Below are 19,099 nucleotides of genomic sequence, written 5' to 3' on the forward strand. Positions count from 1 at the left end.
TCTCCATCAGGTGTGATCTAACGTGGACCGCGCCCACGCGAAAACGATCCCACGCAATGCAATCTCTTGCCGTCCCGTTCAAGACCCATCAAGACTCGAACACCGCCCCATGCACGTTGGCTTCATCGGCGATGCAGCGATCGATCATGCGGCAAACCGCGTCCATCGTACCCACCATGATGAGACGCGACGGCCCGTGATAAACCCGCACCGGTGCGCGGCGTGCCGGTTCGGCCGTATTCAAGCCCGAATTCAACGACACGCGGGCAAATGCCGGCAACGACGACGGCAAGCTCGACGCAGCGTCAGGCGAGTCGAACAGCGACGGCGTGCCGACCGTGGCCGCCTCGATCAATGAGCAGGGCACCAGCTTGCGAAGATGGCGCAGACGACCGAACTGGCGAAAGGGCAGCAGGCGGGCAAGACGTTCCATGAGACTCTCCAGACGATGCAACGTTGATGCGGCGTTGGGGCGGCTTTTTATTTGTCGAACGGGCGGGAGGGTTAGAACTCGCCGGGGCGGATCAGCCCCACGGCGATTCCCTCCAGCGCGAACTCCGCACTGCCGGTTTCAACGAAGATGTTTTCGTAATCGGGGTTCTCGGCGATCAGCTCGAGACCGTTCGGCCGGCGCTTCAGCCGCTTGACCGTGACGTCGTCGCCGAGCCGGGCAATGATGATCTGGCCGTCTTTGGCTTCGCTTCTTTTTTGCACCGCGAGCAGGTCGCCGTCGAAGATGCCCGCGTCGCGCATGGACAGCCCGCGCACCTTCAGCAGGTAGTCGGGCTTGCTCGAGAACAGCGCCGGGTCGCACGCGTAGTGCTGGGAAATATGTTCTTGCGCGAGGATTGGGCTGCCCGCGGCAACCCGCCCGATCAGCGGCAGCGACAGCTGCATGATGCTGGCGTGCGGCAGCGTGAACTGGTGCGGCGAGTCTTCCGGGCCGGCCAGCAGGCGAATGCCGCGCGATGCGCCGGCCGCGAGTTCGATCACGCCCTTGCGAGCGAGCGCGCGCAGATGTTCTTCTGCCGAGTTGGCCGAGCTGAAACCCAGTTCGGCGGCGATCTCCGCGCGGGTGGGCGGAAAGCCGGTGCGTTCGATGGCCCGGCGGATCAGATCGAAAACCTGCTGCTGTCGTGCGGTGAGTTTGGTCATGGCGCCACTGTATGTATGAACAGGTGACTGTATTTTTATACAGTATTCGGCGCAATTCAAGCTTTACTTTAAGTTCGGGGTGAAGGGTGGCGTTCCAGCGTCGGGAAGCGCCGCTTCAACACCCGTTTTCGTGCCGCAACGCCTTATCCAGCTGTCATTACCACTTTTGCGTATTAAAGAATGAAGAAACATTATTTTTAATGATGAAAGCCCTTCGATAGACTGGCCTCCAGTTGGCGTTCATGTGCACGTGACCGCGACGCAAAAAGACACCACACGCTGTTTCAGCGGACACAACGCGGAGAAAGTTGACATGAATCACCAAGGTACGGGGCTGGCAGGCAGGACGAAGAAACTGATCGCGGCGCTCGCACTGGGCGCGGCCGGCGCGCTCGGCGTGATGGCGCAGGCACAGGCCGCCGACACGACGCTGCTGAACGTGTCTTACGACCCGACGCGCGAGCTGTATCAGGACGTCAATCAGGCGTTCGGCAAGGAATGGAAGGCGAAGACGGGCGAGACGATCACCTTCAAGCAGTCGCACGGCGGCTCGGGCGCCCAGGCGCGCTCGGTGCTCGACGGCCTGCAGGCTGATGTGGTGACGCTGGCGCTCGCATACGACATCGACGCACTGGCCGGCAAGGGTTTGCTGGACAAGGGCTGGCAGAAGCGCTTGCCGGATAACGCGTCGCCGTACACGTCGACGATCGTGTTTCTGGTGCGCAAGGGCAACCCGAAGCACATCAAGGATTGGGACGATCTGACCAAGCCGGGCGTGTCGATCGTCACGCCGAATCCGAAGACGTCGGGCGGCGCGCGCTGGAATTACCTCGCGGCGTGGGCGTATGCCGAGCATCAACCGGGCGGCAATGATCAGAAGGCCAAGGAATTCGTCGGCAAGCTGTACAAGAACGCGGGTGTGCTGGATTCAGGCGCGCGCGGCGCGACTACCAGCTTCGTGCAACGCGGTATCGGCGACGTGCTGATCGCATGGGAAAACGAAGCGTTCCTGTCGCTGAAGGAATTTGGTCCGGAGAAGTTCGAGATCGTGGTGCCGTCGGTGAGCATTCTGGCGGAGCCGCCGGTGGCGGTGGTGGACAAGGTCGTCGACAAGCACGGCACGCGCAAGGTCGCCGAGGCATATCTGAACTTCCTGTATAGCGAGCAAGGGCAGGAGATCGCGGCGAAGAACTTCTACCGCCCGCGTTCGAACAAGGTGCCGGCCGAGCTGACCGCCAAGTTTCCGAAGCTGAAGCTGTACACGGTGGACGATTCGTTCGGCGGCTGGGCCAACGCGCAGAAGACGCACTTTGCCGACGGCGGCGTGTTCGATTCGATCTATCAGCCGCAGTAACGATCAAGCCTCTGCCTTCACCGGCGTTGGCAAGAAAACGACGCGGCGACGCGTCACTCCCGAGCGCGCCCCATGGGGCGCGCTTTTGGCCAGCCAGGGCCCGGCGGCCGGCAACACGAGCATCAACCTGAACGAGTAACGAGCATGACGACGTTGACCTTCCGAAAACCGAGCGCGTTGCCCGGTTTTGGCCTGACTCTCGGCATCACGGTGGCTTATCTGAGCCTCGTGGTGCTGATTCCGCTTGCGGCGACCTTCCTCAAGACCGCGACGCTCGACTGGAATCAGTTCGTGCGCGCGGTCACGTCGCCGCGCGTGCTCGCGTCGTATCGCCTGACGTTCTTTTCCGCGCTCGGCGGCGCGCTGATCAACGCGGTGTTCGGCTTTCTGGTGGCGTGGGTGCTGGTGCGCTACACGTTTCCGTTCAAGCGCATCGTCGATGCCGTGGTCGATCTGCCGTTCGCGCTGCCCACCTCGGTCGCCGGCATTTCGCTCGCGGCCGTGTACGCGGGCAACGGCTGGATCGGGCAGTTCCTCGAACCGCTCGGCCTGAAGATCGCGTTTACGCCGGCGGGGGTACTGGTCGCGCTGACGTTCATCGGCTTGCCGTTCGTCGTGCGCACGGTGCAGCCGGTGCTCGAGGAGTTCGAGCGCGAACAGGAAGAAGCGGCGGCGTGCCTCGGTGCCTCGCGCTGGCTGACGTTTCGCCGGGTGGTGTTGCCGGCGGTCTTTCCGGCTTTGCTGACGGGCTTCGCGCTGGCTTTCGCGCGCGCGCTCGGCGAGTACGGCTCGGTGATCTTCATCGCCGGTAATGTGCCGATGAAGTCGGAGATCACGTCGCTGCTCATCATCACCAAGCTCGAGCAATACGACTATGCGGGCGCGACGGCGCTGGCGGTGGTGATGCTGGTCGTGTCGTTCCTGATGCTGCTCTTCATCAATACCTTGCAGTGGTATTTGCAGCGCCGCACGAGCCGTGGCGGAGCAGGCCCGGCGCCTGCCGCCGCGAGTGTCGCGGCGATCGGTGTCGGCGGAGGTGCGCAATGAGCCGCCGAACCGTGAATGGCGTGAACAGCGCGAGCGGCGCGAACAACGCCGCCGCCGCTGTCGCCGTGGCGCCGCGCGCGCCGCTGAACGTTGCGCGTCGGCCCGATCCAGTCACCGAACCGCCCGTCGTGCGCTGGATTCTGACCGGCGTCGCGCTGCTGTTTCTCGCGCTGTTTCTCGTCGTGCCGCTCGCCGCCGTGTTTTATCAGGCGTTGAACAAGGGGCTCGGTTTCTACCTGGAATCGCTCGCCGATCCGGACGCGCTCTCGGCGATCAAGCTCACCGTGATCACCGCCGCGATCGCCGTGCCGCTGAACCTCGTGTTCGGTCTCGCGGCTTCATGGTGTATCGCCAAGTTCGAATTCCGTGGCAAGGCGCTGCTGACCACGCTGATCGATCTGCCGTTTTCAGTTTCGCCGGTGATCTCGGGCTTGATCTATGTATTGATGTTCGGCGCGCAGGGCTGGTTCGGCCCGTGGCTGCAAGACCACAACATCCAGATCATTTTCGCGGTGCCGGGCATCGTGATGGCGACGATCTTCGTGACGTTCCCGTTCGTCGCGCGTGAACTGATTCCGCTGATGCAGGCACAAGGCAACGACGAGGAAGAAGCCGCGCATGTGCTCGGCGCGTCGGGCTGGCAGATCTTCCGCCGCGTCACGCTGCCCAACGTCAAATGGGGCCTGCTGTACGGCGTGATTCTGTGCAACGCGCGGGCGATGGGCGAGTTCGGCGCGGTGTCGGTGGTGTCGGGCCATATTCGCGGCCAGACCGACACGATGCCGCTGCACGTCGAAATCCTCTACAACGAATACAACTTCTCGGCGGCATTCGCCGTGGCGTCGGTGCTGGCCCTGCTCGCACTCGTGACGCTCGGCCTGAAGCTGCTCGCCGAGCGCCATATGTCGGCGGAACTGTCGGCCGCGCGCGATGTGCCTGCGTACGCCGGTCCCGTCACGCCGCCAGCCATTGCAACGCAAGCAACGCAAGCAACGCAAGCAACGCACGCAACGCATGCATCGCAGCAACACCCGCTCAAGCAAGGAGAGCTGTAATGGGTATCACCGTTCGTAACCTGCAGAAGCGCTTCGGCGATTTCGTCGCGCTCGATAACGTCTCGCTCGACTTTCCGCCGGGTGAACTGGTTGCGCTGCTCGGGCCGTCGGGTTGTGGCAAGACGACCTTGCTGCGCGTGATCGCGGGACTCGAATACGCCGACGGCGGCCAGGTCGTGCTGCAAGGCCAGGACGTGGCGACCGTCGGCGCACGCGAGCGGGAAGTGGGCTTCGTATTCCAGCATTACGCGCTGTTCCGTCATATGACGGTGTTCGAGAACGTGGCGTTCGGTTTGCGCGTGAAGCCGCGCAAGGAGCGTCCCTCGGAAGCGGTGATCCGCGAGAAGGTGCATGAGCTGCTCAAGCTCGTGCAACTCGACTGGCTCGCGCAACGCTATCCGTCGGAATTGTCGGGCGGCCAGCGGCAACGTATCGCGCTCGCGCGCGCGTTGGCCGTCGAGCCGAAGGTGCTGCTGCTCGACGAACCGTTCGGCGCGCTGGATGCGAAAGTGCGCAAGGAACTGCGTAGCTGGCTGCGGCGTCTGCACGACGATCTGCATATCTCGACGATCTTCGTCACGCACGACCAGGAAGAAGCGCTCGAAGTAGCCGACCGTATCGTCGTGCTCAATCGCGGGCACGTGGAGCAGGTGGGCAGTCCGCAGGACGTGTACGATCATCCGCAAACCTCGTTCGTCTACGAGTTTCTCGGCGCGGCCAACCGTCTGCATGGCAACGTCGATGCGAGCGGTTTCGTGGTCGACGGCGCGGCGCTGCCGGTGTCGATCAAGGCCGATTTCAGCGGCCCGGCGTTCGCCTATGTGCGTCCGCACGATCTGCAACTGTATCCGCAGGCGTCCGGCCATCGCGAAGGCATCGTCGTCGACGTGCGGCGCGTGGTGACGCTGGGCGGCTCGGTGCGGGTCGAACTCGCGGGCCGCGAGGGCAACCTGCTCGAAGCCGAACTCGATCGCGAAGCGTGGCGCGATCTGCAACTGTCTATCGGCGACGGCGTGACCGCGGTACCGCGCGCCTTGCGTGTGTTTCCTGCGCAGTGAGCGCAGTGCAGTCAGGCGCGCAGCAACAGCAACACGACTCGGCGTTTCAATCGAACTCAAATAACTTAACTCTGGCAGAACCGGAGACATCAAGATGAATTTTCAGCAATTGCGCTTTGTGCGCGAAGCCGTGCGTCAGAACATGAATCTGACCGAGGTGGCGAACGTGCTGTACACGTCGCAGTCGGGCGTATCGAAACAGATCAAGGATCTGGAGGACGAACTCGGCGTCGACATTTTCATTCGACGCGGCAAGCGTCTCACGGGCCTCACCGAGCCGGGCAAGGCGGTGCATCAACTGATCGAGCGGATGCTGCTCGACGCCGAGAATCTGCGCCGCGTCGCGCGCCAGTACGCTGACCAGGATAGCGGCCACCTCGTCGTGGCGACCACCCACACGCAGGCGCGCTACGCGTTGCCGAAGGTGATCCGTCAATTCACCGAGGTGTTCCCGAAAGTGCATCTGGCGCTGCGTCAGGGCAGTCCGCAACAGATCGCGCAGATGATCATCAACGGCGAAGCGGACATCGGCATCTCGACCGAAGCGCTCGACCGTTTCCCGGATATCGTTACGTTCCCGTGCTATTCGTGGCATCACGTCGTGGTCGTGCCGAAGGATCATCCGCTGGTGGGCCGGCCGAATCTGACGCTCGACGAGATCGCCGAATTCCCGATCGTCACGTACGACCAGGATTTCACGGGCCGCTCGCATATCGACCAGGCCTTCGCGAAAGCGGGCGCGTTGCCCGACGTCGTGCTGACCGCGATCGACGCGGACGTGATCAAGACTTACGTCGAACTCGGCATGGGCATCGGCGTGGTCGCGGCGATGGCCTACGATCCGAAGCGCGACACGGAACTGGTCGCGCTCGACACGCAGCATCTGTTCGAGGCGAGCACGACGCGGGTCGGTTTGCGCAAGGGCGCGTTCCTGCGCGCGTACGCTTATCGGTTGATCGAGATGTTCGCGCCGCAGTTGAACGAAGCGGATATCGCCGCGCAATTGCGCGAAGCGGTTTGACGGACGCGCCGGATCGCGCGATCCGGCGCAGCGCACGAACGGCGCCGCGCGAGTTCATTGCGGCGCCAGTGCGAACTTCATGCGGGCTGCGGCTGGCCTTGATGCAACCGCCACGCAAACTCGTGGCGCACGGAGCGCGGGCCTCATTCTGCTCCGAAACGAACGGACATCCGTTTTTTCACGCATGGCGGCGTGCGGCGCATCGCTTACAATCGCGGCCATGAATACTGTGACTTCCTCCTCCGCCATGCCTTCAGACGAAGGCGCCACGCCGCAGCTGCCGCGCATCGCCGTGCTGGCGACCGGCGGCACGATCGCCGGCGCGGCCGCGGACGCAACCAACACATCGGGCTACCAGGCCGGTGTGGTCGGCGTCGAGCAATTGCTGGCCGTCGTGCCGGCCTTGTCCACGGTGGCGCGCATCGCGCCCGAGCAGATTGCCAGCGTCGACAGCAAGGACATGGCGATGCCGCTGTGGACCACGCTCGCGCAACGCATCAACACGCTGCTCGCCGAGGACGACATCGACGGTGTGGTGGTCACGCACGGCACCGACACGCTCGAAGAAACCGCCTACCTGCTGCATCTGACCGTCAAGTCGGACAAGCCGGTCGTGTTGACTGCGGCCATGCGCCCGGCCTCGGCGCTCTCCGCCGACGGTCCGCTGAATCTGCTGAACGCCGTGACGGTCGCGGCGCACACAGCCTCGCGCGGGCAGGGCGTGCTGGTGGCCTTCAACAACAAGATCCATAGCGCGCGTGACGTGGTCAAGACGAGCACTTACGCAGTCGATGCTTTTCATTCGCCCGAAATCGGCGCGCTCGGCTGGGTGCAGGACGGCCGCGTCGAATTTCAGCGCGGCGTGGTGCGTCCGCATACGCTCGCGACCGAATTCGTGATCGGCGCGAAGTGGCCGCATGTGGAGATCGTGGTGAGTTACGCGGGCGTTTCGCGGATTGCGGTTGATGCGCTGGTTGCCGCTGGGGTACGCGGTATCGTCGTGGCGGGCACGGGCAACGGCTCGATTCACGCTTCGGTGCAGCAGGCGCTGGCCGATGCCGCCTCGCAAGGCGTCGCGGTGGTGCGTGCGTCGCGCGTGGGTTCGGGGCATGTGATGCGCAACGGCGCGGCCGCCGACGACGCGCTGGGTTTCGTCAGCGCAGGTTCGCTGAATCCGTACAAGGCGCGCGTGCTGCTGATGCTGGCATTGGCCGCGGGCGGCACGGGGCCGGTAGCGTTGCAGAAGACTTTCGATACGTACTGATTGATTTAGCGCGGACGGCCCGGTTCAAAGTCACAACCGTGTCCCGCACATGACGCTCAAATGACAACGCGGCGCCCAGGTCATCGACCCGAGCGCCGCGTTGTCGTTTCAGCTTGATGTCTATCGCTATCGCCGGAACCAGGCGACGTCGGCAAGCAGTTAGTTGGCCAGATCCGGCGGCAACTTCCCGCCGTTCGCTGCCAGCGCTTGCATCACCTGTTTGTGCAGCCAGATGTTCATGCTTGCCGAATCGTTCGTGTCGCCGGTGTACTTCAGCTCCTTCGCGAGCTGCTTGCGATGATCGAGGCTGCTGTCGACGCCGAGCGCTTTCAGCGTGTCGACGATCGACGTGCGCCAGTTCAACGTTTGTCCGCTCTCGCTCACGAACTGGTCCATCACGACAGCGACGTCGACGTCGGCCAGCGGCGCGGGCGCCGGTGTAGCCGCCGGCGCAGCAGCTTGCGCCGCTGCGGGATCCGGTGTCGGCTCGACCGCAGGCGCAGGCTGGTCGGGCTTCGCTTTGCCGAAGAGCTTGTTTACGATGTCACCAAAGATACTCATTCTGAATCCTTTGCAGAGGGGTTACTGGCGCAAGCACATTCCGCTTACGGGTTGAACACTGGTTGGGAATCGGGCGAATGATGCAAAGGACATGCGTTGCCTTGATCGGCAAGCCGCACTTGTATGCTGATACGCCCGCAACCAGACTCAACGAGTGTAGGAGAAAAGCGCGGACCGATGTGTCAAAAAAGGTCGTGCAAAGGGGACGGAGTTGCAAGCAAATGCAAGCGGACTTGCGAGCACACGTGCGAGGAGACTTGCAAAGAGAGGTGCGGGCAGGCGGTGGCATGACGCACCCGCTGCGAGAGTTTGGCCGAAAAAGCATAAGCATCGTTAAACATGAAATCCGACAGCCGGACACCCGACGACGACGTCTGACCGACCAAGGCTTCCCCGGCGCCGCCGGGTGCCGCTGCGGACCCCACTTGCCGCTCTCAGCCCAGAGCGGCACGATTTGCCCGTTCCGCCGTGCATATCGCACGACGAGCCGGGCGCCCCACCTGCGACTGCCATGACGTTGATCATGCAACGATCACGGCAGTCCGTATTGCTTCCTTATGCTGCCTTGGCTTCGCTACCCGGCGCTTGCGCGACTTCGTAATTCGCCATGATTTCAAGCGCGCGCACCATCGCCGAGTGATCCCATGCCTTGCCGCCATTCGCCGCGCATACGCTGAACAGTTGCTGCGCGCTCGCCGTATGCGGCAGGGCGATACCGAGCTTGCGTGCGCCGTCGAGTGCGAGGTTCAGATCCTTCTGGTGCAGTTCGATGCGGAAGCCCGGATCGAACTTGCGCTTGGTCATGCGCTCGCCGTGCACTTCGAGAATCCGCGACGAGGCGAAGCCGCCCATCAACGCCTTGCGCACACGTTCCGGATCGGCGCCCGAGCGCGACGCGAACAGCAATGCTTCGGCCACCGCTTCGATGTTCAGCGCGACGATGATCTGGTTCGCGACCTTGCAGGTCTGACCCGCGCCGTTGTCGCCGATCAGCGAGATGTTCTTGCCCATCAGTTCGAACAGCGGCTTGGCCGTGGCGAACGCCTTTTCCGGGCCGCCCACCATGATCGTCAGCGACGCTTCACGCGCGCCGACTTCGCCGCCGGAGACCGGCGCGTCCAGGTAGTCGACGCCCAGCGCGTTGATCTTCTTCGCGAATGCTTGCGTGTCGAGCGGCGAGATCGAGCTCATGTCGATCACGAGCTTGCCTTGCGAAAGGCCGGCGGCGACGCCGTCGTCGGCGAACAGCACGTTGGCGACGTCAGGCGTGTCCGGCACCATGATGATGACGATGTCGGCGCCCTGCGCGACAGCGGTCGAATTCGCGACGACGCTCGTCGTCTTGCTCAGATCTTCCGGCACCGGGTACGCGCCATTCACGAACAGCGAGTGACCGCCCTTGATGAGGTTGCGCGCCATGTGCGCGCCCATGATGCCGAGGCCGATGAAACCGATCTTTGCCATGTGTCTAAATCTCCAGTGTTGTTTGGGATCCCTTGAGGGATTTCCTTCGGGGCGTCGAGCGCCTGATCCCGCCTGGCAATCAGGCGCTGCGACGCTCAGGCGGCGGCGTGCGCCGCGCCGCGGGTTTGCCCGGCCACGCTCTGCACCCAGCCGAGCCCGGCGGTGGTCGTCGTGCGCGGTTTGTATTCGCAGCCGACGTAGCCGTCGTAGCCGAGCGAGTCGAGCAGATCGAACAGGAACGGGTAGTTGATTTCGCCGGTGCCCGGTTCGTTGCGGCCGGGGTTGTCGGCGAGCTGGATGTGCGCGATCTGTGGCAGGTTCTTTTTGATGGTCGCCGCGAGTTCGCCTTCCATCCGTTGCATGTGATAGATGTCGTATTGCAGGAACAGATTGTCCGAGCCGACTGCGCGAATCACATCGAGGCCTTCGCCCGAGCGGTTCAGTGCGAAGCCCGGAATATCGTAGGAGTTGCACGGCTCGACCAGCAGCTTGATGCCGGCCTTCTTCAGTTCGCCCGCAGCGAAGCGCAGGTTGTCGACGATCGTCGAGCGCGCCTTGTCCGCATCGACGCCGGCCGTCGGAATGCCGACGAGGCAGTTCAGTTGCGGCACCTTCAGTGCTTTCGCGTATTCGATCGCGCGGCCGACGCCTTCCTGGAACTCGCTCACGCGATCCGGCAGGCACGCGATGCCGCGTTCGCCCGCTTCCCAGTTGCCTGCGGGCAGGTTGTGCAGCACCAGCTTCAGACGGTTCTGCTGCAGACGCTCGCTCAATTCAGCGATCTGAAACGGATACGGAAACAGGAATTCGACGGCGTGAAAGCCCGCGTCCGCCGCAGCCGCGAAACGGTCGAGGAACGGGACTTCGTTGAACAGCATGGTGAGATTCGCTGCGAATTTCGGCATGGTGCGTCTGTCTCTCTGGTCGGTCAATGGGATAACTTCGTGAGGCGGTTCGGTGTTGCTGAGCCGCGCTCACGTGATGCTCATCTGTACGGCGTGTCAGTCGCGTTGCTCAGTCGAGCATGCTGATCGCGGTCGGTGCGTCTTCGCGCTTCGCGGCCAGTTCTTCGAACTCATTGATCGCGTCGATCTCGGTGCCCATCGAAATATTGGTCACGCGCTCGAGAATCACTTCGACGATCACCGGCACGTTGAACTCGGAGAGCATCGACTGCGCCTTCAGCAGCGCGGGCTTCAGTTCTTCCGGCTTGAACACGCGGATCGCCTTGCAACCCAGGCCTTCCGCAACCGCGACGTGATCCACGCCGTAGCCGTTCGTTTCCGGCGAGTTGATGTTCTCGAAGCCGAGCTGCACGCAGAAGTCCATGTCGAACGCGCGCTGGGCCTGGCGGATCAGGCCGAGGTACGAGTTGTTCACCACCACGTGCACGTAGGGCAGCTTGAATTGCGCGCCCACTGCCAGTTCTTCGATCATGAACTGGAAGTCGTAGTCGCCCGAGAGCGCCACGATCGGACGTTGCGGGTCGGCCGCACGCACGCCGAGCGCTGCCGGAATCGTCCAGCCGAGCGGGCCGGCCTGGCCGCAGTTGATCCAGTTGCGCGCCTTGTAGACATGCAGGAACTGCGCGCCGGCGATCTGCGAGAGACCGATCGTGCTCACGTAGCACGTGTCGCGGCCGAACACCTGGTTCATTTCTTCGTAGACGCGCTGCGGCTTCATCGGCACGTTGTCGAAGTGCGTCTTGCGCAGCATCGTCTTCTTGCGCTGCTGGCAATCGGCGACCCATGCGCTGCGGTCCTTCAGCTTGCCCGCGGCCTTCCATTCCCGCGCCACTTCGACGAACAGTTCGAGCGCGGCCTTCGCGTCCGACACGATGCCGAGATCCGGGCCGAACACGCGGCCGATCTGCGTCGGCTCGATGTCGACGTGCACGAACTTGCGGCCCTTCGTATAGACCTCGACGCTGCCCGTGTGACGGTTGGCCCAGCGGTTGCCGATGCCGAGCACGAAGTCGGAGGCGAGCATCGTCGCGTTGCCATAGCGGTGCGAGGTTTGCAGACCGACCATGCCGGCCATCAACGGATGGTCGTCGGGAATCGCGCCCCACGACATCAGCGTCGGGATCACCGGCACGCCGACGGTTTCAGCGAACGTGACGAGCAGGTCTTCAGCGGCTGCGTTCAGCACGCCGCCACCCGAGACGATCAGCGGCTTGTCCGCGTCGTTGAGCAGGTTCAGCGCGGCTTCGATCTGCTTGCGCGTCGCTTTCGGCTTGTAGACCGGCAGCGGTTCGTACGTGTCGATATCGAATTCGATTTCGGCGAGTTGCACGTCGATCGGCAGGTCGACCAGCACCGGACCCGGACGACCCGAGCGCATCAGGTGAAAAGCCTGCTGGAACACGCGCGGCACCAGTGCCGGTTCACGCACCGTGACGGCCCACTTGGTGACGGGCTTGGCGATCGACTCGATATCGACGGCCTGGAAGTCTTCCTTGTACAGACGCGCGCGCGGCGCCTGGCCCGTGATGGCGAGAATAGGAATGGAGTCGGCCTGAGCCGAGTACAAACCGGTGATCATGTCGGTGCCGGCGGGGCCCGACGTGCCGATACACACGCCGATGTTGCCCGGTTGAGCGCGCGTATAGCCTTCCGCCATATGCGACGCGCCTTCGACGTGGCGCGCCAGCACGTGGCTGATGTTGCCTGCCTTGCGCATGGCCGAGTAGAACGGGTTGATCGCTGCGCCCGGAACGCCGAATGCGGTGTCGATGCCTTCTTTTTCGAGCACCAGCACGGCTGCGTCGACGGCTCTCATCTTGGCCATGAATGTCTCCTGAATGTCTGGGAATGGGCGAATTAAACGTGTTGAGTGCACTTTAGGCCTGACGTAAAGGTTTGATAAGATCAGTCTGGGTCGCTTATTTCGAAACAAAAAGTATGGAATGGCCCGCAGCCTGACGCCCGAGCGCGGTGCGTGGGATCGGAGTAAGCGCTGAAGCGCTAACTCCGATCGACATAGGAGACAAAAATGGACCGCTTCAAACAGATCGAAACGTTCGTGCGCGTTGCGGACGCCGGCAGCTTGGCGGCGGCCGCGCTGGAGGAGGGCGTGTCGCCGGTGATTCTCGGCCGCCGCATCGACGCGCTGGAAAAGCGCCTCGGCGTCAAACTCATGTACCGCTCGACGCGCCGGCTGGTGGTCAGCGAAGACGGCGCCGCGTTTCTGGAGCGCTGCCGGGGTCTGCTCACCGAATGGGATCAGGCCGAAAACGAGTTAAGCGCCGGGCGGCGCGCGGTGAACGGCCATCTGATCGTGTCGGCGCCGGCTGCGTTCGGGCGCAAGCACGTCGCGCCGCTCGCGCCGACGTTCCTCGCCGACAAGCCGGAACTGCAGGTGTCGTTCAATCTGACCGACCGGGTGGTGGATCTGGTGCGTGAGGGTTATGACCTGTCGATCCGCATCGGCGGGGCGGTCGATCCGAATTTCGTGGCGGTCAAGCTGGCGTCGAACCGGCGCGTGGTGTGCGGCACGCCGGCGTATTTCCGCCAGCACGGCAAGCCGAAGACGCTAGAAGACCTGCCGCAGCACAACTGTCTCGCGTTCAATCTGCAAGGCGGACAGAACCGCGGCTGGTACTTTCGCCGCAACGGCAAGCTGGCGACGGTGCGCGTCGGCGGCACGCTCGACTGCAACGATGGCGAACTGCTGCACCGCTGGGTGTCGGAAGGGCTCGGGCTCGGCTGGCGCTCCACGTGGGAAATCCAGCAGCAGCTGGCGCGCGGCGAGCTGGAAACCGTGCTCGACGAGTTCGCGCTGCCCGACTACGACATTCTCGCGGTCTATCCGCAGCAGCGATATGTGCCGGCCAAGGTGCGGTACTTCATCGATTATCTGAAAGAGGTGTACGCCAGCGAGGATTACTGGAACCGCCCGGCTTACTAGCCGCAGCCGCACCCCGGCGGCCCGGCCGGATTTTTTTACGGATTCCGCGCGGCGTCGGGAATAAACTCGGCGAATGCCCGGTTATGCGCTGTAGAGAGTGTCACGACGAGCTCCATCGCATAGCCCGCAATGCCCTGGAGGGCCGAGGTGGTCCAGACCGATTCAGAACCTGTCCGCGCGCACGGCGAGTCCGAAGCAGCGAGGAGCCGGCGCTTTCAGCAGGTGGCGCTGCCGCATCTCGATGCCGCGTACAACCTTGCGCGCTGGTTGTGCGGTAACGCCAGCGACGCCGACGATGTCGTGCAGGAAGCCTTCATGCGCGCGTTTCGCTTCTTCGACACCTTTCGCGGCGATTCGGCGCGGCCGTGGCTGCTGGCGATCGTGCGCCGCACCTGGTACACGGAATGGCGACGGCGTGCGTCGTCGCACGAAACGGTGGAGTTCGACGACACCATGGACGATGCCTCGTTCGACGGCTGGAGCGTGGGTGGCGCCGACCCGCAAGCGCTCCTGATCCGCGACGAGGATACGAAGCTGGTGCACGAGGCGCTCGCGCAGCTGCCGGTCGAATATCGGGAAGTGCTGATGCTGAGGGAACTGGAGGAGATGGGTTATCGGGAGATCGCGGCGGTGGCGGACGTGCCGATCGGCACGGTGATGTCCCGGCTAGCGCGGGGGCGTCGCAAGCTTGCCGCGTTGCTAATGGAGAAACAGGGGGGCGCAACAGCGCCGCACAGGTCGTCGACGTGCGCGGCGCCCGGCCCAGGCAGATCGGCCACGGCGAGCGTGACCCCATTGCGGGCGTCCGCCAACGGCCGGCCACTCAACACGCCAGGCGGCACGGCCGCCGGCAACGCTCAGGAGACGCCAGATGGACTGTAACGAAGCGCGGCCGCTCCTCGACGCGAACGCCGATCACGAATTGCCCGCGCCGGATGCCCGGCGCGTCCAGCAGCACATCGAGAGCTGCGACGCCTGCCGGCGCGAAAGCGAGAACCTGCGGGCGTTGAGCGGCGCGCTGCGCGCGGCGCCTTACCACCGTGCGCCGCAGTCGCTGCGCGAGCGGATCGTCGCCGGGTTGCCTCCGGTCGAGGAACCGGTTGCGGCAGCCGAGGCACCGGTCGCCAACGTCAAGACGCCGCCGCGCGAGCGTGCGCGGCGCGGCTGGCTCGATCGTTGGCTGGACGGTTGGCGCGCGCCGCAAGGTGGGTTCGGCTGGTCGACGGGCGCGGGTGGTTCTGGCGGCTCGGTTGGCTCAGGCGGCGTGTTCGCGCGCGGCTGGCTGACAGCGCTGGTCGTCGCGTTGTGCGCGGTCGCGGCGGGCGTGGCGTTGAACCTGCGCCGGCCGGCGGACTTCGGACCGTTCGCCGACGAACTGGTGGAAAGCCACGTGCGCGCGCAGGTGTCGGGGCGCGACATCGACGTGATTTCGACGGACCGGCATACGGTCAAGCCGTGGTTCAACGGCCGGCTCGACTATTCGCCGCCGGTCGAGGATCTGGCCGCGAGTGGTTTCGCGCTCGAAGGCGGGCGTCTGGACTATCTCGCGCATCAGCGGGTGGCCGTGCTGGTGTACCGCTACCAGAAGCACGTGATCGACGTGTACGTCTTTCCGCAGGCGGGCGCCGGCGGTACTGGCCGCAACACGGACGGCGCGGTGCCGGCGACGCTCGGCCGCGAAGGCTACTCGATTGCGCACTGGAACGCGGAAGGCATGACTTGGTGGGCGATCTCGGATGCCGCGCCGGATGCGTTGAAGGGGCTGGAAGTGGCGTTGAAGGCGCGCCTGCAAAGCGGCAGCGAGCGGACGGAAGCGGGCTCGTAGACTGCAAACGGCGGCCTGGCGGCCTTGGCGGGCCTCCAGGCCGTAGGCGGCGCGGGTTGGCTGGCTCGCGTAACGCGCAAAGGCTGACCGCCCGTTTCAGGCTGCGCAGCATGGAATGCCGCATCCGGCTTCGCGGCGCCACCGCCTAAACCCTTGAAAACACACCCGATTCACGCGCCGCAATAACGGGATATCTTGCAACCCGGCCCTAATCGGGTTACACTCTTTGGCTTCTCACTTGCCACACCGGTTCCGACGCCCGGGTGGCTTTAATCCACAAGGAGTGTGTATGCGTCATTATGAAATCGTCTTTATCGTGCATCCCGATCAGAGCGAGCAAGTGCCCGCCATGATCGAGCGTTACAAGAGCACGATCACCTCGCACGGTGGCCAGATCCACCGCATCGAAGACTGGGGCCGTCGCCAACTGGCCTACATGATCGAGAAACTCGCGAAGGCTCACTACGTCTGCATGAACATCGAATGCGACCAAACCACGCTCGACGAGCTGGAACACGCATTCAAGTTCAACGACGCCGTTCTGCGTCACCTGATCGTCAAGATGAAGAAGGCCGAAACCGGCCCGTCGCCGATGATGAAGGAAGTGCAGCGCGAAGAAGCCAAGAAGTCGGCTGCTACGCAACCGTCCGAAGCGCAGGCTTAAGACACACTATTTAAGCTACCAGATCAAGCGTCGCTCTCGACCAAGGTTACATGAATCGGCTGCAACTCACGGCCAGCGTCGTCGAACGCGAACCGGTGCGGTACACCCCCGCCGGCGTTCCGATTGCAGGCTGCACGTTGCACCACCGCACGGAAGTCGTCGAAGCCGGCATTGCCCGGCAAGTCGAACTGACCATGCAGGCAGTAGCCGCAGGCGAGGCGAGCGGTAAGCTGGAAAGCTGTCAGATGGGCGTGGAAACGCTCTTCACAGGCTTTCTGGCGAAAAAGCACCGCAACGCAAGAACTCTGGTATTTCACATCACAGCATTGCAGGACATTGGAAAGGACTGAACATGCCCCGCCCGACTGGTAAGAAATTCGACAAGCGTCGTCAGCAACAAAATCCGCTCTTCAAGCGCAAGAAGTTCTGCCGTTTCACGGCCGCAAACGTCGATCACATCGACTACAAGGACCTCGAAACGCTGAAGGACTTCATCGGCGAAAACGGCAAGATCACGCCGGCGCGTCTCACGGGTACGAAGTCGCACTATCAACGCCAGCTGGACACGGCAATCAAGCGCGCACGTTTCCTCGCGCTGGTGCCGTACACCGACCAGCACAAGGCCTAACCCGACGACGCGATAAGGAGTCTCCGAATGCAAATTATTCTTCTGGAAAAAGTCGTCAATCTGGGCAACCTGGGCGATATCGTGAAGGTCAAGGACGGTTACGCACGTAACTTCCTGATCCCGAACAAGCAAGCTCGCCGTGCAACGAAGGAAGCCCTGGCTGAATTCGAAGTGCGCCGCGCAGAACTCGAAAAAGTCGCCGCTGAAAAGCTGGCTGCTGCTCAAGCTCAAGGCGAAAAGCTGGGTGGCTCGACCGTTCAGATCAATCAGAAAGCTGGCGTCGACGGCCGTCTGTTCGGTTCGGTGACGAACGCGGACATCGCTGAAGCCCTGGTCAAGCAAGGCTTCGCAGTGGAAAAGGCGCAAGTGCGTCTGCCGGAAGGCCCGCTGAAGATGGTTGGCGAGCACGCAGTTCAAATCTCGCTGCACACCGACGTTGTGGTCGATGTGACGGTGGCTGTGATCGGCGAACACGTCTAAGCATCACATAGCATCTGCCAGGAGGTTACTGGCGAAAGGCAGGGGCCGGGTAACCGGCCCCTGCCTTTTTTGTGCCTGTTTTTTTTGTTTTTCCCGCTCGCCGCGGCCGCTCGATTACCCGATAATCCCTCTCCATGAACGCACCGTCCAAAGATCCCCAACTCGAGTCGCTGAAAGTCCCGCCGCATTCGATCGAGGCCGAGCAATCGGTGCTGGGCGGCCTGCTGCTCGATAATGCCGCGTGGGACCGCATCGCCGACTTCCTGTCGCAGAGCGATTTCTACCGCTACGACCACCGCATCATCTTCGAGCACATCGGCAAGCTGATCGCGGCCACGCGTCCGGCCGACGTGATTACCGTGTACGAGGCGCTCGGCACCTCGGGCAAGGCGGAAGAGGTCGGCGGTCTCGCCTATCTGAACGCGCTGGCGCAGAACACGCCGAGCGCGGCCAACATCCGCCGCTATGCGGAAATCGTGCGCGATCGCGCGGTGCTGCGCCGGCTGGTCTCGGTCGCAGATGAAATCTCGGCCGACGCCTTCAACCCGCAGGGCAAGGAAGTCCGCCAGTTGCTGGACGAGGCCGAGTCGAAAGTGTTTTCGATCGCCGAAGACGGTGCGCGCGGCACGCAAGGCTTCCTCGAAATCGGGCCGTTGCTCACGCAAGTCGTCGAGCGGATCGACACGCTTTATCACACCGCCAATCCGAGCGACGTGACCGGCACGCCGACCGGCTTCGTCGATCTGGACCGCATGACGTCGGGCATGCACGGCGGCGAGCTGATCATCGTCGCGGGTCGTCCGTCGATGGGTAAGACGGCGTTTTCGATGAACATCGGCGAATACGTGGCGGTCGAGTACGGTTTGCCGGTCGCGGTGTTCTCGATGGAAATGCCGGGTTCGCAGCTCACCATGCGTATGCTCGGCTCGGTCGGCCGGCTGGATCAGCACCGTATGCGGACCGGGCGTCTGACCGACGAGGATTGGCCGAAGCTCACGCACGCCGTACAGAAAATGAGCGAGGCGCAGATTTTCATCGACGAAACCGGTGGTCTGAATCCGATGGAATTGCGCTCGCGCGCGCGCCGATTGTCGCGCCAGTGCGGCAAGCTGGGGCTGATCATCATCGACTACTTGCAGCTGATGAGCGGTTCGTCGTCAGGTGAAAACCGCGCGACCGAAATCTCGGAAATCTCGCGTTCGCTGAAGAGTCTCGCCAAGGAACTCGACGTGCCGGTGATCGCCTTGTCGCAGCTCAATCGCGGTCTCGAACAGCGCCCGAACAAGCGGCCGATCATGTCGGACTTGCGCGAATCCGGCGCTATCGAACAGGATGCCGACGTGATCCTGTTCATTTACCGCGACGAAGTGTACAACCCGGACAGTCCGGACAAAGGTACAGCCGAAATCATCATCGGTAAACAGCGGAATGGTCCGATCGGTCCTGTTCGCCTCACGTTCCATGGTCAATTCACGAAGTTCGACAACTTTGCCGGCGCGCAGAATTTCTACAGCGATTGAGCGGAGAAGTGAAGCGATAACTGGAGCGTCGTTGTAACGGCGCTTTCAAAAGTGCGGCTTGGGTCTCGCAACGGTACAATGTGGCGGTTTTATG

Annotated in this window: 20 protein-coding genes; 14 read left to right on the top strand and 6 right to left on the bottom strand. The window is 63.2% G+C overall.

Annotated features, from left to right (window positions below; all coding sequences use genetic code 11):
* Positions 1 to 88: 88 nt before the first annotated feature.
* Both PQR42_RS22600 and lexA read right to left on the bottom strand, forming a co-directional pair.
* The gene (locus PQR42_RS22600; protein ID WP_408215201.1) at positions 89 to 433 is read right to left on the bottom strand and encodes a hypothetical protein; all 345 of its coding nucleotides are present in this window, start codon (positions 431 to 433) and stop codon (positions 89 to 91) included.
* A 71-nt stretch (positions 434 to 504) separates the two neighbouring features.
* Positions 505 to 1,155 carry a transcriptional repressor LexA gene (gene lexA, locus PQR42_RS22605; RefSeq protein WP_012432789.1) on the bottom strand — a complete coding sequence of 217 codons (651 nt, stop codon included), beginning with the start codon at positions 1,153 to 1,155 and terminating at the stop codon, positions 505 to 507.
* A gap of 313 nt (positions 1,156 to 1,468) precedes the next feature.
* Between lexA and PQR42_RS22610 the strand changes: the two genes are divergently transcribed.
* The 6 genes from PQR42_RS22610 to PQR42_RS22635 all read left to right on the top strand — a co-directional run bounded on the left by PQR42_RS22610 (position 1,469) and on the right by PQR42_RS22635 (position 7,954).
* Positions 1,469 to 2,509, top strand: a complete 1,041-nt coding sequence (locus PQR42_RS22610) for a sulfate ABC transporter substrate-binding protein (protein WP_408387502.1) — start codon at positions 1,469 to 1,471, stop codon at positions 2,507 to 2,509.
* 144 nt (positions 2,510 to 2,653) lie between these two features.
* The gene (gene cysT, locus PQR42_RS22615) at positions 2,654 to 3,556 is read left to right on the top strand and encodes a sulfate ABC transporter permease subunit CysT (RefSeq protein ID WP_408215208.1); all 903 of its coding nucleotides are present in this window, start codon (positions 2,654 to 2,656) and stop codon (positions 3,554 to 3,556) included.
* Positions 3,553 to 4,611 carry a sulfate ABC transporter permease subunit CysW gene (gene cysW / locus PQR42_RS22620; RefSeq protein WP_408387501.1) on the top strand — a complete coding sequence of 353 codons (1,059 nt, stop codon included), beginning with the start codon at positions 3,553 to 3,555 and terminating at the stop codon, positions 4,609 to 4,611. The genes cysT and cysW overlap by 4 nt, the downstream gene beginning before the upstream one ends.
* A complete protein-coding gene (locus PQR42_RS22625; RefSeq protein ID WP_012432793.1) occupies positions 4,611 to 5,669 on the top strand; it encodes a sulfate/molybdate ABC transporter ATP-binding protein in 1,059 nt (352 codons plus the stop codon). The genes cysW and PQR42_RS22625 overlap by 1 nt, the downstream gene beginning before the upstream one ends.
* Before the next feature lie 94 nt (positions 5,670 to 5,763).
* Positions 5,764 to 6,690: a CysB family HTH-type transcriptional regulator gene (locus PQR42_RS22630; protein WP_106283582.1), complete on the top strand. Its 927-nt coding sequence runs from the start codon at positions 5,764 to 5,766 to the stop codon at positions 6,688 to 6,690.
* 220 nt (positions 6,691 to 6,910) lie between these two features.
* Positions 6,911 to 7,954, top strand: a complete 1,044-nt coding sequence (locus PQR42_RS22635) for an asparaginase (protein WP_408387500.1) — start codon at positions 6,911 to 6,913, stop codon at positions 7,952 to 7,954.
* Positions 7,955 to 8,113: 159 nt separating this feature from the next.
* On the opposite strand, the gene PQR42_RS22640 is transcribed toward PQR42_RS22635, so the two are convergent.
* The 4 genes from PQR42_RS22640 to gcl all read right to left on the bottom strand — a co-directional run bounded on the left by PQR42_RS22640 (position 8,114) and on the right by gcl (position 12,769).
* Positions 8,114 to 8,515, bottom strand: a complete 402-nt coding sequence (locus tag PQR42_RS22640; protein ID WP_408206197.1) for a DUF3597 domain-containing protein — start codon at positions 8,513 to 8,515, stop codon at positions 8,114 to 8,116.
* Between the two features lie 555 nt (positions 8,516 to 9,070).
* Positions 9,071 to 9,979 carry a 2-hydroxy-3-oxopropionate reductase gene (locus PQR42_RS22645; RefSeq protein ID WP_408387499.1) on the bottom strand — a complete coding sequence of 303 codons (909 nt, stop codon included), beginning with the start codon at positions 9,977 to 9,979 and terminating at the stop codon, positions 9,071 to 9,073.
* A 95-nt stretch (positions 9,980 to 10,074) separates the two neighbouring features.
* Positions 10,075 to 10,884, bottom strand: coding sequence for a hydroxypyruvate isomerase (gene hyi, locus PQR42_RS22650; RefSeq protein ID WP_408206201.1), 810 nt, complete (start codon positions 10,882 to 10,884; stop codon positions 10,075 to 10,077).
* A 109-nt stretch (positions 10,885 to 10,993) separates the two neighbouring features.
* Positions 10,994 to 12,769, bottom strand: a complete 1,776-nt coding sequence (gcl, locus tag PQR42_RS22655; protein WP_408387498.1) for a glyoxylate carboligase — start codon at positions 12,767 to 12,769, stop codon at positions 10,994 to 10,996.
* A 204-nt stretch (positions 12,770 to 12,973) separates the two neighbouring features.
* Here gcl and PQR42_RS22660 point away from each other — a divergent pair, with 204 nt between their 5' ends.
* From PQR42_RS22660 to PQR42_RS22695, 8 genes are all read left to right on the top strand, one after another.
* Positions 12,974 to 13,888 (top strand): LysR family transcriptional regulator, encoded by a 915-nt coding sequence (locus PQR42_RS22660; RefSeq protein WP_408206205.1) that lies wholly within the window; start codon positions 12,974 to 12,976, stop codon positions 13,886 to 13,888.
* Positions 13,889 to 14,035: 147 nt separating this feature from the next.
* On the top strand, positions 14,036 to 14,770 hold the full coding sequence (locus PQR42_RS22665; RefSeq protein WP_408387497.1) for an RNA polymerase sigma factor: 735 nt from the start codon (positions 14,036 to 14,038) through the stop codon (positions 14,768 to 14,770).
* The gene (locus tag PQR42_RS22670; protein WP_408206209.1) at positions 14,760 to 15,713 is read left to right on the top strand and encodes a zf-HC2 domain-containing protein; all 954 of its coding nucleotides are present in this window, start codon (positions 14,760 to 14,762) and stop codon (positions 15,711 to 15,713) included. The genes PQR42_RS22665 and PQR42_RS22670 overlap by 11 nt, the downstream gene beginning before the upstream one ends.
* 289 nt (positions 15,714 to 16,002) lie before the next feature.
* A complete protein-coding gene (rpsF, locus tag PQR42_RS22675) occupies positions 16,003 to 16,377 on the top strand; it encodes a 30S ribosomal protein S6 (protein ID WP_006048823.1) in 375 nt (124 codons plus the stop codon).
* 50 nt (positions 16,378 to 16,427) lie between these two features.
* Entirely contained in the window at positions 16,428 to 16,727 is a 300-nt protein-coding gene (priB, locus tag PQR42_RS22680; protein WP_007182110.1) for a primosomal replication protein N, read from the top strand.
* Positions 16,728 to 16,729: 2 nt separating this feature from the next.
* Complete coding sequence (gene rpsR, locus PQR42_RS22685; RefSeq protein ID WP_012432802.1) at positions 16,730 to 17,005, top strand: 30S ribosomal protein S18; 276 nt, start codon at positions 16,730 to 16,732, stop codon at positions 17,003 to 17,005.
* A gap of 27 nt (positions 17,006 to 17,032) precedes the next feature.
* Positions 17,033 to 17,485: a 50S ribosomal protein L9 gene (rplI, locus tag PQR42_RS22690; protein ID WP_408206212.1), complete on the top strand. Its 453-nt coding sequence runs from the start codon at positions 17,033 to 17,035 to the stop codon at positions 17,483 to 17,485.
* A gap of 134 nt (positions 17,486 to 17,619) precedes the next feature.
* Positions 17,620 to 19,005 carry a replicative DNA helicase gene (locus PQR42_RS22695; RefSeq protein ID WP_074763850.1) on the top strand — a complete coding sequence of 462 codons (1,386 nt, stop codon included), beginning with the start codon at positions 17,620 to 17,622 and terminating at the stop codon, positions 19,003 to 19,005.
* Positions 19,006 to 19,099: the final 94 nt, after the last annotated feature.

It is taken from the genome of Paraburkholderia sediminicola, assembly GCF_046027355.1.
Classification (GTDB): Bacteria; Pseudomonadota; Gammaproteobacteria; order Burkholderiales; family Burkholderiaceae; genus Paraburkholderia; species Paraburkholderia sediminicola_B.